At 71.5% G+C, this 12701-nt stretch carries 11 protein-coding genes; 9 read left to right on the forward strand and 2 right to left on the reverse strand.

The window, feature by feature from the left end:
- Positions 1 to 13: 13 nt before the first annotated feature.
- Positions 14 to 1597 carry an acyl-CoA carboxylase subunit beta gene (locus OG408_RS24885; protein ID WP_266782042.1) on the reverse strand — a complete coding sequence of 528 codons (1584 nt, stop codon included), beginning with the start codon at positions 1595 to 1597 and terminating at the stop codon, positions 14 to 16.
- 157 nt (positions 1598 to 1754) lie between these two features.
- Between OG408_RS24885 and OG408_RS24890 the strand changes: the two genes are divergently transcribed.
- The 5 genes from OG408_RS24890 to hutH all read left to right on the forward strand — a co-directional run bounded on the left by OG408_RS24890 (position 1755) and on the right by hutH (position 7763).
- Entirely contained in the window at positions 1755 to 2657 is a 903-nt protein-coding gene (locus tag OG408_RS24890) for a biotin--[acetyl-CoA-carboxylase] ligase (RefSeq protein ID WP_266782044.1), read from the forward strand.
- A 142-nt stretch (positions 2658 to 2799) separates the two neighbouring features.
- Positions 2800 to 3984, forward strand: a complete 1185-nt coding sequence (locus OG408_RS24895; RefSeq protein ID WP_285564756.1) for an adenylate/guanylate cyclase domain-containing protein — start codon at positions 2800 to 2802, stop codon at positions 3982 to 3984.
- Positions 3985 to 4060: 76 nt separating this feature from the next.
- Positions 4061 to 4873, forward strand: a complete 813-nt coding sequence (locus OG408_RS24900) for an enoyl-CoA hydratase/isomerase family protein (protein ID WP_266782048.1) — start codon at positions 4061 to 4063, stop codon at positions 4871 to 4873.
- A gap of 96 nt (positions 4874 to 4969) precedes the next feature.
- Entirely contained in the window at positions 4970 to 6154 is a 1185-nt protein-coding gene (locus OG408_RS24905) for a GGDEF domain-containing protein (protein ID WP_266782050.1), read from the forward strand.
- A 58-nt stretch (positions 6155 to 6212) separates the two neighbouring features.
- Positions 6213 to 7763 (forward strand): histidine ammonia-lyase, encoded by a 1551-nt coding sequence (hutH, locus tag OG408_RS24910; RefSeq protein ID WP_266782052.1) that lies wholly within the window; start codon positions 6213 to 6215, stop codon positions 7761 to 7763.
- Between the two features lie 61 nt (positions 7764 to 7824).
- Here hutH and OG408_RS24915 read toward each other — a convergent pair whose 3' ends face one another.
- Complete coding sequence (locus OG408_RS24915) at positions 7825 to 8112, reverse strand: hypothetical protein (RefSeq protein WP_326672030.1); 288 nt, start codon at positions 8110 to 8112, stop codon at positions 7825 to 7827.
- 137 nt (positions 8113 to 8249) lie between these two features.
- On the opposite strand from OG408_RS24915, the gene OG408_RS24920 reads away from it, so the two are divergent.
- From OG408_RS24920 to OG408_RS24935, 4 genes are all read left to right on the forward strand, one after another.
- Positions 8250 to 8663: a hypothetical protein gene (locus tag OG408_RS24920; RefSeq protein ID WP_285564753.1), complete on the forward strand. Its 414-nt coding sequence runs from the start codon at positions 8250 to 8252 to the stop codon at positions 8661 to 8663.
- 301 nt (positions 8664 to 8964) lie between these two features.
- Complete coding sequence (locus tag OG408_RS24925; protein WP_266782058.1) at positions 8965 to 10221, forward strand: L,D-transpeptidase; 1257 nt, start codon at positions 8965 to 8967, stop codon at positions 10219 to 10221.
- A gap of 184 nt (positions 10222 to 10405) precedes the next feature.
- Positions 10406 to 11857, forward strand: coding sequence for an ABC transporter permease (locus OG408_RS24930; protein WP_326672034.1), 1452 nt, complete (start codon positions 10406 to 10408; stop codon positions 11855 to 11857).
- A 112-nt stretch (positions 11858 to 11969) separates the two neighbouring features.
- On the forward strand, positions 11970 to 12653 hold the full coding sequence (locus tag OG408_RS24935; protein WP_266782062.1) for an ABC transporter ATP-binding protein: 684 nt from the start codon (positions 11970 to 11972) through the stop codon (positions 12651 to 12653).
- Positions 12654 to 12701 lie beyond the last annotated feature (48 nt).

Raw genomic sequence — 12701 nt, forward strand, 5'->3', positions numbered from 1 at the left:
GCCAGGACCCTTTCTAGAGGGGGATGTTGCCGTGCTTCTTCGGGGGCAGCGACTCCCGCTTGGTGCGCAGTTGCCGCAGCCCCTTCACCACCTGGGCGCGGGTCTCGTGCGGCATGATCACCGCGTCGACGTAACCGCGCTCGGCCGCCACGTACGGGTTGAGGAGCGCGTCCTCGTAGTCCGCCATCAGCTCGGCGCGGGTGGCGTCCTGATCCTCGGCGGCGGCGATCGTGCGGCGGTGCAGGATGTTGACGGCGCCCTGCGCGCCCATGACGGCGATCTGCGCGGTCGGCCAGGCGACGTTGATGTCGGCGCCCAGGTGCTTGGAGCCCATGACGTCGTACGCGCCGCCGAACGCCTTGCGGGTGATCACCGTGATCAGCGGGACGGTCGCCTCCGCGTACGCGTAGATCAGCTTGGCGCCGCGGCGGATGATGCCGCCGTACTCCTGGTCGACACCCGGCAGGAAGCCCGGCACGTCGACGAACGTCAGCACCGGCACGTTGAACGCGTCACACGTGCGGACGAACCGGGCCGCCTTCTCGCTCGCGTTGATGTCCAGACAGCCGGCGAACTGCATCGGCTGGTTGGCGACGATGCCGACCGGATAACCCTCCACGCGGCCGAAGCCGGTGAGGATGTTCGGCGCGAACAGGGCCTGGGTCTCCAGGAATTCACCGTCGTCCAGCACGTGCTCGATCGCGGTGTGCATGTCGTACGGCTGGTTCGCCGAGTCCGGGATCAGCGTGTCGAGTTCGCGGTCCTCGTCGCTCACCGCGAGGTCCGCCTCCTCCGGGAAGGCCGGGGCCTCCGAGAGATTGTTCGACGGGAGGTAGGAGAGCAGCGACTTGACGTACTCGATGGCGTCCTTCTCGTCGCCCGCCATGTGGTGGGCCACACCCGAGGTGGTGTTGTGGGTGCGCGCGCCGCCGAGCTCCTCGAAGCCGACGTCCTCGCCGGTGACCGTCTTGATGACGTCGGGTCCGGTGATGAACATGTGCGAGGTCTGGTCGACCATGACCGTGAAGTCGGTGATCGCGGGGGAGTAGACCGCGCCGCCCGCGCACGGTCCGACGATCAGCGAGATCTGCGGGATCACACCCGATGCGTGCACGTTGCGGCGGAAGATCTCCGCGAAGAGGCCGAGTGCCGCGACACCCTCCTGGATGCGCGCACCGCCGCCGTCGTTGATGCCGATGACCGGACAGCCGGTCTTCAGCGCGAAGTCCATCACCTTGACGATTTTCTCACCGTAGACCTCGCCGAGCGAGCCGCCGAAGATGGTGAAGTCCTGCGAGTACACGCAGACGGGGCGGCCGTCGACCGTGCCGTAGCCGGTGACGACACCGTCCCCGTACGGCCGGTTCTTCTCGATGCCGAAGTTCGTCGAACGGTGCCGGGCGAATTCGTCGAGCTCCACGAAGGAACCCTCGTCGAGCAGCAGATCGACCCGCTCGCGCGCGGTCAGCTTGCCCTTCGCGTGCTGCTTCTCCACCGCGCGGGCGGAACCCGCGTGGGTCGCCTCGTCGATACGGCGCTGCAGGTCCGCGAGCTTGCCCGCGGTGGTGTGGATGTCGGTCTCTTCCGGCTCGGACATCGGGTGGCGGCTCCCTGCCTGGTCACGGGGACGACTGCGCTGCTGATCAGCGGATGAACGGCTGAGGGTCCGCAGCGCCGAACGGCTACTGATCCGTAGCGTATCGGCGCGGATACCGTTCGGCAGTGCGTCGTTTGACACACCTAGGGTGGCTTGCATGACACCTTCGGATGCGCCACAGAGCCGTTGGTCGGACCTGGACCGGCCGCCCCTGAACGTCCCCGCGCTGCGCCGCGGGCTCCTCGTGCCGGGCGGGCTGTGGACCGCCCTGGACGTCGTCGACAGCACCGGCTCCACCAACTCCGATCTCGCGGCGCGCGCGGCCTCCCTCACGGAGGGCACCGTCCTGGTCGCGGAGGAGCAGACCGCGGGCCGCGGACGCCTGGACCGGACCTGGACCGCCCCGGCCCGCTCCGGCCTGTTCTTCTCCGTCTACCTGACGCCCGGCGCCGTACCGGTACAGCGCTGGGGCTGGCTGCCGCTGCTCGCCGGGGTCGCAGCGGCGACGGGCCTGGCGCGCTCGGCAGGCGTCGACACCGCGCTCAAGTGGCCCAACGACCTGCTCGTCACCGTCCCCAAGGGCTCCGACGAGCTCCGTCCAGGGGAGACCCCACCCGGCGAGGAGCGCAAGACGGGCGGCATCCTCGCCGAGCGGGCCGGCGACGGCGTCGTCATCGGCATCGGACTCAACGTCTCCCTGCGCCAGGACGAGCTGCCCGCACCCACCGCCGCCTCGCTCGCCCTGGCCGGAGCGGTCTCCACCGACCGCGAGACGCTGCTCCGGGGCGTGCTGCGCTCGCTGGAGCAGTGGTACGGGCAGTGGCGCGCGGCCGACGGCGACGCGGCGGCGAGCGGGCTGCAGGAGGCGTACGCGGCGGGCTGCGCGACCCTGGGCCGGACCGTACGGGCCCAGCTGCCCGGCGACCGCACGCTCACCGGGGAGGCGGTGGCGATCGACGGGGACGGGCGCCTGGTCCTGTCCACCGGCGACGGCCTGCGCGAACCGGTGTCGGCGGGCGACATCGTGCACCTGCGAGGGGCGGCGGGCGGGCTGACCTGAGCGGCGGCCGACCCGGCGCCACGCCACGAACCGTCCGGGTAACGCCTCGACGACGTGAGGTAGGGCACACCTGCCGTATCGTTGAGGCGATCCACCGACAGATCGGCAGGGCAGTGCGCAGGGAACGGGCAGGAGGCGGCTGGTGACCGTCGACGACACGACCTCCGGCGCGGGCGACGAGCCCTCGTCGGACTCCTCGGTCCACGCGACACCGCATCACGAAGTCGACCACACGGCCGAGCCGACCGACGACCCCCTCGCGATCAGGCTGGAACAGCTGATCCTGGGCGCCGACCGGCGCTACACCCCGTTCCAGGCGGCCCGCACCGCGGGCGTCTCGATGGATCTCGCGTCCCGGTTCTGGCGGGCCATGGGCTTCGCCGACATCGGCCAGGCCAAGGCGCTGACCGAGGCGGACGTGCTGGCGCTGCGCCGGCTGTCCGGTCTGGTCGAGGCCGGGCTGCTCAGCGAGCCGATGGCGATCCAGGTGGCCAGGTCGACCGGGCAGACCACCGCCCGGCTGGCGGAATGGCAGATCGACTCGTTCCTGGAGGGCCTCACCGAGCCGCCCGAGCCGGGCATGACCCGGACCGAGGTCACGTATCCCCTGATCGAACTGCTGCTGCCGGAGCTGGAGGAGTTCCTGGTGTACGTGTGGCGGCGCCAGCTCGCCGCCGCCACCGGCCGGGTCGTGCAGGCGGCGGACGACGAGGAGATGGTCGACCGGCGCCTGGCCGTCGGCTTCGCCGACCTCGTCGGCTTCACCCGGCTGACCCGCCGGCTGGAGGAGGAGGAGCTCGGCGAGCTCGTCGAGTCCTTCGAGACCACCTGCGCCGACCTCGTCGCCGCGCACGGCGGCCGGCTCATCAAGACCCTCGGCGACGAGGTCCTCTTCGCCGCCGACGACGCGGGCACCGCGTCCGAGATCGCGCTGCGCCTGGTCGAGGCCATGACGCTGGACGAGACGATGCCGGCACTGCGCGTCGGCATCGCGTTCGGCACGGTCACCACCCGGATGGGCGATGTCTTCGGCACCACGGTGAACCTCGCCAGCCGGCTGACGTCGATAGCTCCGAAGGACGCCGTCCTGGTGGACGGGGCGTTCGCCGAGGAGCTGACCAGGACCGGGGACGCGCCGGTCTCCGAGGCCCAGGCCGCGGAGGACGCGGCGGCCGCCGCCGAGCGGGCCGAGAAGGCGCGCGCGGACGGCGAGGAGCCGCCCCCGCTGCCGAGGTACCGCTACGGGCTGCAGCCGATGTGGCAGCGCCCGGTGCGCGGACTCGGCATCGTCGAACCCTGGCTGCTGGCCCGTCGCGGCACGTCCTGACCGCCCCCTGACCTCCTGCGGGGGCGGAGCCCTAGGATCCCTCCGGTAACGCTCGTTAACCGACAGGGGTGCAGCCATGACCGTCACGTCCGAGCAGCGGTTCGGGGAGTTCGTCGTCGTACGCGGCCACGAGGGCCTGGAGCACGTCGCCGAGCTGGTGCTCGACCGGCCCGGGGCCATGAACGCGGTGTCCACGGACATGGCCCGCTCGATCGCCGCCGCCTGCGCCGCGCTCGCCGCCGACCCCGACGTCCGGGTCACCGTCCTCACGTCCAGCCACGAGCGGGCCTTCTGCGTGGGCGCGGACCTCAAGGAGCGCAACTCCTTCACCGACGCCGACCTGGTGCGCCAGCGGCCGACCGCACGGGCCGCCTACACCGGCGTGCTCGAACTGCCGATGCCGACGATCGCCGCGGTGCACGGCTTCGCGCTCGGCGGCGGGTTCGAGCTGGCCCTGTCCTGCGATCTGATCGTCGCCGACGGGACCGCGCTGGTGGGGCTGCCCGAGGTGTCGGTCGGGGTCATCCCGGGCGGCGGCGGCACCCAGCTGCTGCCGCGCCGGATCGGGGCGGCGCGCGCCGCCGAGCTGATCTTCACCGCCCGCCGGGTGGCGGCGGACGAGGCGCGGGAGCTGGGTCTGGTCGACGAGCTGGTCGCGGACGGCGAGGACCGGACCGAGGCGCTGGCGCTCGCCGGGCGGATCGCGGCGAACTCCCCGGTGGGGCTGCGGGCGGCCAAGCGGGCGCTGCGGCTCGGGCACGGGCTCGATCTGCGGGCCGGCCTCGACGTCGAGGACTCCGCGTGGCGGTCGGTGGCCTTCTCCGGCGACCGGGCCGAGGGGGTGGCCGCGTTCAACGAGAAGCGGAAGCCGAACTGGCCCGGGGAGTGAGCCGATGGTGACTTTCCGTGTTCCTTCGGCGACGCACCGCGCATGATCCGGGCTGTAAACTGATCAAATCACCACAAACCTACATAAGCTGGGGTGATGGGTGGTGACGATGCGCGGCTGCGGGCCGTGGTTTCGCTTGCGCAGGCGATGGCGGCGGCGCACACCCCGCGGGGGTGCTGGCGGGCGGCGGCCCTGGGGGCGTGCGAGGCGCTGGGCGGCAGTTTCGCCGCGCTGTCGGTCTGGGAGCGCGGGCGGGGCCGGCTGAAGGTCCTGGTCAACGCGGGCGAGCGGGCCGAGGGGGAGGAGGAGTTCCCCGACGAGGAGACGTATCCGGTGCACCAGTTCCCGGAGATCACCGAATTCCTCCATGAGCGGTGGGCCGGGGGCGGTGAGCCGGACGCCTGGGTGGAGACCGCCGACGGACCGGTCGAGCCGGAGCCGGCGGACGACGGGCCGGGTGCGGCCGGGCACGGCTACTCCCACCAGCGGGTGGCGGCCCTGCGCCGGCGCGGGCGCGGCTGCTGTGTGGTCGCGCCGATCGTGCTGCACGGGCGGGCCTGGGGCGAGCTCTATGTGGCCCGGCGGGTGGGGGAGCCGGTGTTCGGGCGCCCGGACGCGGACTTCGCCACCGTGCTCGCCGCGGTCGTCGCCGCCGGGATCTCCCAGACGGAGCGCCTGGAGGAGGTGCGCAAGCTCGCCTTCACCGACCCGCTGACCGGCCTCGCCAACCGGCGGGCCGTCGACATCCGCCTCGACGAGGCGGTGGAGCGCCACCGGGCGGACGGTTCGGTGGTGAGCCTGGTCGTCTGCGATCTCAATGGGCTCAAACGGGTCAACGACACCCATGGGCATGCCGTCGGTGACCGGCTGCTGGAACGTTTCGGCTCGGTGCTCTCCCGGTGTGGGGCCATGCTGCCCGGGGCGCTGGCTGCCCGGCTCGGCGGGGACGAGTTCTGTCTGCTGGCCCTGGGTCCGGGGGCGGACGAGGTGATCGCGGTGGCCACCGAGCTCTGCGAGCGGGCCGGGGAGCTGGAGTTCGGCAACGGGGTCGCGTGCGGCATGGCGTCCACCGGGGACCCGATCGGTCCGGTGGTCTCCGCGCGGCGGCTCTTCCGGCTGGCGGACGCCGCCCAGTACCGGGCGAAGGCGGCCCGCTCCACGAGACCCGTCGTGGCGGGGCGTGACGGCGAGGTCATCCGGCTGGCGGACTCCCCGCCCGGATCCCCGCACGACCGCCGCCGGCTGCGGGGGAACCGGCCCGGCGAGGGACCGGACCGGTAAGGGGTCAACCCGGCGACCACTAGTGACATGAAGGGTTTCAATCCGTACGCTTCTGAATATGGATATGCATACAGTCGTGGTGGGGACGTCCGGTACCACTGCTCAGGACGTCATCGCCGTGGCCCGCGGCAACGCCCGTGTCGAACTCTCCGCCGCCGCGGTGACCGCCCTCGCCGCCGCCCGCGAGATCGTGGACGCGCTCGCCGCCAAGCCCGAGCCGGTCTACGGCGTCTCGACCGGATTCGGCGCGCTCGCCAGCCGTCACATCAGCCCGGAGCTCCGCGCGCAGCTCCAGCGCAACATCGTCCGCTCGCACGCCGCCGGCATGGGCCCGCGGGTCGAGCGCGAGGTCGTCAGGGCGCTGATGTTCCTGCGGCTCAAGACGGTCGCCTCCGGCCACACGGGCGTCCGCCCCGAGGTCGCGCAGACCATGGCGGACGTACTCAACGCCGGGATCACACCCGTCGTTCACGAGTACGGTTCGCTCGGCTGCTCCGGGGACCTGGCGCCGCTCTCCCACTGCGCGCTGACCCTGATGGGCGAGGGCGACGCGGAGGGCCCCGACGGGACCGTGCGCCCCGCGGGCGAGCTCCTCGCCGCCCACGGCATCACCCCGGTCGAGCTGCGCGAGAAGGAGGGCCTCGCCCTCCTCAACGGCACCGACGGCATGCTCGGCATGCTCGTGATGGCCCTCGCCGACCTGCGCAGCCTCTACACATCGGCCGACATCACCGCGGCCCTCTCGCTGGAGGCACTGCTCGGCACGGACAAGGTCCTCGCCCCCGAGCTGCACGCCATCCGCCCGCACCCCGGCCAGGGCGCGAGCGCCGACAACATGCTGCGGGTGCTGGCCGGTTCGGGCCTCACCGGTCACCACCAGGACGACGCGCCGCGTGTCCAGGACGCCTACTCGGTGCGCTGCGCGCCCCAGGTCAACGGCGCGGGCCGGGACACCCTCGCGTACGCCGCGACCGTCGCCGACCGCGAACTGGCCTCCTCCGTCGACAACCCCGTCGTCCTCCCCGACGGCCGGGTGGAGTCCAACGGCAACTTCCACGGAGCGCCGGTCGCGTACGTCCTGGACTTCCTGGCGATCGTCGCCGCCGACCTCGGTTCGATCGCCGAGCGCCGCACCGACCGGCTGCTGGACAAGAACCGCTCGCACGGACTGCCGCCGTTCCTCGCCGACGACGCCGGTGTGGACTCCGGCCTGATGATCGCCCAGTACACCCAGGCCGCCCTGGTCAGCGAGATGAAGCGGCTCGCCGTCCCGGCCTCCGCGGACTCGATCCCGTCCTCCGCGATGCAGGAGGACCACGTCTCCATGGGCTGGTCGGCCGCGCGCAAGCTCCGTACCGCCGTCGACAACCTCGCCCGGATCGTCGCCGTCGAGCTGTACGCCGCGACCCGCGCGGTCGAGCTGCGCGCCGCCCAGGGGCTGACCCCGGCGCCCGCCTCGCTGGCCGCGATCGAGGCGCTGCGGGCCGCGGGCGTCGAGGGCCCGGGGCCGGACCGCTTCCTGTCGCCCGACCTGGCCGCGGCGGACGCCTTCGTCCGGGCGGGCAGGCTCGTCGCGGCGGTGGAGCCGGTCACCGGGCCGCTGGCCTGACCGCCCGACCTGCGCGGAAGCGGCCACCGGACGGACCCGGCGGCCGCTTTTCGCTTACCGCTCAGACGGCCGGCTGCGGGCCGGTGCGACGGGCCGAGTAGGTGACGAAGCCGGCTCCCATGCCCAGGAACGCCATGCCGCCGATCAGATACGGCGTCGTGTCGAACCCGGTCCCGGTGTCGGCGAGCGCGGTGGCGCCCGGACCCGTTCTGCCGGGGGCGTCCGTGACGGCGGCGCCGGACGCGGTGGCGGCGTCGCCGGTCGCGTTGGCGGACGGGACGAACCACAGGGCACACAGCAGCGTTGCCGCGGCGGTGGCGGTCAGCAGCGGACGGCGGGTGATGGCCACGGAATCGATCCCCCTTGTGACAGCCGTGAGTTGAAGGGGCCCCGGTCGCCCGGTCCCTCTCAGGCCTGTGCGCCGATGCTAATGAACGCAGCGGGTCGTAGGAAAGCCGTGGCGGCCGGGAGCTTACGCTCCGCCTCATGAGCACATCTGAGTCATCACGATTCGTTCGCCTTCGGGTCGAAATGGTGTTGGAGATCACGGACGCCGACGCCCTGAGCGGGACCGCCCTGGAGAGCCTCGCGGCGGAGTACGGGGAGCCCGGCGGCGAGTCCGCCGAGGAACGCACGCATGCCGAGACCGCCGTACGGGAAGACGGTGCGGAGGCCCTCGCCTCGCTGATCGACCCGTTCGACCTGGTCAGTGAGGTGCCCGGGGTCGAGCTGACCCAGGCCTCCTGGAGCAGCGAGACCATCGACTACGACCCGGAGGACCCGGACGGATGGGACCTCGACGACGGTCAGGACGATGAGGACGACGACGAGAGCGCCTTCGGCGTCCCGCACAATGGGGAGGAGGACGACAAGGACGGCAGCACGGAGCGGCGGGCCTAGCGGGTGGAGACACCGGCCCCGGCCCGCTCCCGGCGGGCCGGGGCCGGTGTGCGTGACGACCGGTGGATCCGGGCCTCGGAAGTGCTGTACAACCGGGTCGTGCACCGGCGGAGCACATAGATGATCAACGGCGGGAACCACCGCCGCCGCCACCGCGTCGATGAGTGGTGTTCCCCACATCCGGGACGGATATGGAACGGGGCATCCGTTCCGGGTGTTCTTGGAATATTGACGGGGTATCGCCGGTCGACGGCCTTGCTCGGGGTTTTTGGGGATTTCGGCAACGATGGAGAAGCGTGTGATGACGGACAGCAAGCGGCGCAAGGGCCTCATGGCCGCGTCCGCACTGCTCGGCGGCGTGCTGGTGCTTTCGGCCTGCAGCGACGGCGGCGACAAGGGCGGCCCTAGCCCCGACAGCTCGAAGAAGTCGCAGGCGGCCGAGGTCGACAAGGCGGCGGCCGAGGAGGCCTCGGAGGCGCAGATAGCGATCTCGCCGAAGAACGGCGCGACCAACGCGAGCATCAACAACGACGCCAAGGTCACCGTCGCCAAGGGCAAGCTGACCGTCGTCACCATGACCACCTCCGCCGGAGAGAGCGTCAAGGGCACGCTCTCCGCCGACGGCACCAGCTGGCAGCCGGCCGCCCAGCTGGAGCGCTCGACCACGTACAAGATCAACGCGACGGCGCAGGACTCGAAGGGCCGCGAGGCGCACGAGAACTCCTCCTTCACCACCGTGTCGCCCGCCAACAGCTTCATCGGGAACTTCACCCCCGAGGACGGCTCCACCGTCGGCGTCGGCATGCCCGTCTCGATCAACTTCAACAAGGCGATCACCGACCAGAAGGCCGTCCAGGCCGGCATCACGGTGACGTCCAGCAGCGGCCAGCAGGTCGTCGGCCACTGGTTCAACTCCCAGCGCCTGGACCTGCGCCCCCAGGACTACTGGACGGGCGGCTCCACCGTCACGCTGAAGCTGGCGCTGGACGGCGTCGAGGGCGCGGACGGCGTGTACGGCGTGCAGCAGAAGACGGTCACCTTCAAGGTCGGCCGCAACCAGGTCTCCACCGTGGACGCCAAGACGCACACGATGACCGTCACGCAGAACGGCAAGACGATCAAGACCATCCCGATCTCGGCCGGTTCGTCGGACAACCCGACGTACAACGGCCAGATGGTGATCTCCGAGAAGTTCAAGGAGACCCGGATGGACGGTTCGACGGTCGGCTTCACCGACGACGACGGCAAGGGCGAGTACGACATCAAGGACGTGCCGCACGCCATGCGGCTGTCCACGTCGGGCACCTTCATCCACGGCAACTACTGGGGCGCCAAGTCCATCTTCGGCAGCGCCAACACCAGCCACGGCTGCGTCGGCCTCGCCGACACCAAGGGCGCCGGTGACCCGGGCGCGCCCGCCGCGTGGTTCTACAACAACTCCATGATCGGTGACGTGGTCATCGTCAAGAACTCCCCGGACAAGACCATCCAGCCCGACAACGGCCTCAACGGCTGGAACCTGAGCTGGGCCCAGTGGACGGCGGGTTCCCAGGGCTGACCCGACCGGCCGCGTCCTCCTCACCCCGGGCAGGACCCCGACCGGCCCCGAGCCCCGTACCCAGGCGGCGGCTCCGCGATCCCCACGGATCCCGGAGCCGCCGCCTGCGGCGTTCGCGGCTGTTCTCATGCCGCTCTCATCCCGGCCTTAACCCACCATCACAAGCGCTCCCTAACCTCACGCCATGTTCTTCACCTACCTCCGGCGCGAGCTGCGCCGCCGCAGAAAGGCGGCGCTCGTCGTCGCCTCGGGGCTCGCCCTCGGCATTGCGCTGGTCATCATCGTCAGCTCGGTCTCCTCGGGCATGAGCAAGGCCCAGGACAAGGTCCTGGAATCGCTGTACGGCCTCGGCACGGACATGACGGTCACCAAGGCCGCCGCAGCTCCGGGTTCCGCCACGGAGCGCCCCAGGTTCGAGTTCGACGCGAAGGGCAGCGACGACGACTCGACCCAGAGCACGGACCGGGTCATGGTCCAGGGCTTCCAGACGCTCGCCTCCACCACCGTCGGCGAGGTGGACCGGCAGACCGGGGTCGCCGACGCCGTCGGCGGGCTGAGCCTGACCGTCATGAAGGTCGACGGCCAGTTCAAGCGCGGTGAGTTCAAGCAGCAGGGCGGCACCGCCCAGGGCCGCGGCCCCGGTGGCGGCACCGGCCAGCCGCAGGGCGAGGTCCAGGGCGGCGGCGCCTCCTTCGACGTCAACTCCTACACGGTGTACGGCACCGACGTCACCAAGCAGGACCTCGGCCCGCTGACCTCGTCGAAGATCACCGCGGGACGTACGTTCAAGAGCACCGAGACCAACGCGAAGGTGGCCGTCGTCGACGCCGCGTACGCGAAGGAGAAGAAGCTCGCCACCGGCAAGACGGTCACGGTCCACGGCACCGAGTTCACCATCGTGGGCGTCTCCACGGCCGACAGCGGCGACGCGGCCGCCAACCTCTACATCCCGCTCCAGCAGGCGCAGACGCTCTCCGACTCGAAGAACAAGGTCACCACGGTCTACGTCAAGGCCGCGGACTCGCAGCAGATCGACAGCGTCAAGTCCGTGATCCAGAAGAACATCGCGGGCACCACGGTCACCACGTCCGCCGACCTCGCGGACACCGTGTCCGGCTCCCTGTCCACGGCGTCCGACCTGGCGTCCAGCGTCGGCAAGTGGCTCTCCATCGCCGTGCTCATCGCCGCCTTCCTGGTCGCGGGACTCCTCACCTCCTCCGCGGTCAGCCGCCGCGTCCGGGAGTTCGGCACGCTCAAGGCGCTCGGCTGGAAGAGCGGCCGGGTCACCCGCCAGGTCATCGGCGAGGCCCTCGTCAACGGCCTGATGGGCGGCGTCCTCGGCATCGCGGTCGGCCTCGCCGGCGCCTACGCCGTCACCGCCGTCAGCCCCACCCTCACCGCCCAGCTCGGCTCCTCGGGCGGCGGCGCGGGCGGCGGCCGCGGCGGCATGATGGGCGGCCCCGGCCGCCAGACCGCCTCCAAGGCGCTCGACATCGCGCTGACCGCACCCGTCTCCCTCTCGGTCATCCTGATCGCCGTCGTGCTGGCCGTCGCCGGCGGGCTGATCGCGGGCGCCTTCGGCGGCTGGCGCGCCTCCCGGCTGCGCCCCGCGGACGCGCTGCGCCGCGTCGAGTAGCCCGCCGCGGGATGCCCCGAACCCGGGCATTCCGTACCCCGTACCCCGGCGACCCGCGATCCGCGAGGCGTCCGCCCGGGATCCGCGATCACCGTCCAGCAGGAGCTGACCCATGTACACGCTTCAAGGCGTCACCAAGCACTACACGCGCGGCAAGTCCACCGTCCACGCACTCGCCGGCGTCGACCTGACCATCGAGGACGGCGGCCGCCTCGTCATCCAGGGCCCCACCGGCGGCGGCAAGTCCACGCTGCTCCAGATGCTCGGCGGACTGGACCGTCCCACGGCCGGCAGCATCGAACTCGACGGGGTGGACCTCGCGAAGCTCAGCGAGGCCAAGCTCACCAAGGTCCGCGCCGAGAACATCGGCTTCGTCTTCCAGAGCTTCAACCTCATCCCGACGCTCACCGCCCAGGAGAACGTCGAGACCGCCCTCGTACCGCTCGGCGGCAAGGCGTCCGAGCGGCGCAGAAGAGCCGCCGAGGCGCTCGACTCGGTCGGGCTCGGCGAACGGCTCGGCCATCTGCCCGGCGAGATGTCCGGCGGTCAGCAGCAGCGGGTGGCCATCGCCAGGGCCCTGGTCAAGCAGCCCAAGGTGCTGCTCGCCGACGAACCCACCGGCAACCTCGACGAGTCCATGCGCGACGAGATCATGGAGGTGCTGGAGACCATGTGGAAGGAGCACGGGCTCACCTTCATCATGGTCACCCACGACAGCTCGATCGCCCGCCGCGCCCCGCGGCTCGCCACGATCCGCAAGGGCAAGGTCACCATCACGGAGAACGCCGCCGCCTGACCCGGCGGCACGTACCGGGGTCTTCCGTTCCGGCCGGGACGGGAGGCC

Origin of the sequence: Streptomyces sp. NBC_01257 (genome assembly GCF_035917255.1) — a bacterium.
Classification (GTDB): Bacteria; Actinomycetota; Actinomycetes; order Streptomycetales; family Streptomycetaceae; genus Streptomyces.

What these genes read in the sequence shown, in the direction of transcription:
- OG408_RS24885 (WP_266782042.1), bottom strand. Translation starts at nt 1,597, where the DNA reads ATGTCCGAGCCGGAAGAGACCGACATCCACACCACCGCGGGCAAGCTC.
- OG408_RS24890 (WP_266782044.1), top strand. Translation starts at nt 1,755, where the DNA reads ATGACACCTTCGGATGCGCCACAGAGCCGTTGGTCGGACCTGGACCGG.
- OG408_RS24900 (WP_266782048.1), top strand. Translation starts at nt 4,061, where the DNA reads ATGACCGTCACGTCCGAGCAGCGGTTCGGGGAGTTCGTCGTCGTACGC.
- OG408_RS24905 (WP_266782050.1), top strand. Translation starts at nt 4,970, where the DNA reads ATGGGTGGTGACGATGCGCGGCTGCGGGCCGTGGTTTCGCTTGCGCAG.
- hutH (WP_266782052.1), top strand. Translation starts at nt 6,213, where the DNA reads ATGGATATGCATACAGTCGTGGTGGGGACGTCCGGTACCACTGCTCAG.
- OG408_RS24920 (WP_285564753.1), top strand. Translation starts at nt 8,250, where the DNA reads ATGAGCACATCTGAGTCATCACGATTCGTTCGCCTTCGGGTCGAAATG.
- OG408_RS24925 (WP_266782058.1), top strand. Translation starts at nt 8,965, where the DNA reads ATGACGGACAGCAAGCGGCGCAAGGGCCTCATGGCCGCGTCCGCACTG.
- OG408_RS24930 (WP_326672034.1), top strand. Translation starts at nt 10,406, where the DNA reads ATGTTCTTCACCTACCTCCGGCGCGAGCTGCGCCGCCGCAGAAAGGCG.
- OG408_RS24935 (WP_266782062.1), top strand. Translation starts at nt 11,970, where the DNA reads ATGTACACGCTTCAAGGCGTCACCAAGCACTACACGCGCGGCAAGTCC.